This window comes from Flavobacterium cupreum, from assembly GCF_003996965.1.
Taxonomy (GTDB): Bacteria; Bacteroidota; Bacteroidia; order Flavobacteriales; family Flavobacteriaceae; genus Flavobacterium; species Flavobacterium cupreum.
The window spans coordinates 1-305 of sequence record NZ_QWDM01000196.1; the positions used below are offsets into that span (position 1 = coordinate 1).

Genomic DNA, 305 nt, shown 5'->3' on the forward strand with positions numbered 1-305 from the left:
GAGTGGAGCGCGCTCATGGCCCCCCACTGGCAGCAGACCATGAAGCGCATGGCGGCGCACCCGGTCGCCCTTTGCCTTCAGGACACCACCGAGCTCGATTTTAACGGGCAAGAGGCAGAAGGTCTCGGACCGCTGAACTATGAGACGCGGCGCGGCATGTATCTGCACCCGACCTACGTGGTCACGCCGCAGCGCGAACCGCTTGGCGTGGTCGATGCCTGGATGTGGGCGCGCGAAGAGCGCGACAAAGATGGCGTGCGCCACGGACAGAAGGATAGTCGCCGCTGGATCGGGGGCTACGAACG

At 65.2% G+C, this 305-nt stretch carries 1 pseudogene; it reads left to right on the plus strand.

Going from position 1 to position 305, the window contains the following annotated elements:
- Positions 1-305: pseudogene (locus tag D0817_RS25300) on the plus strand (IS4-like element ISAzvi7 family transposase); the annotation flags it as partial.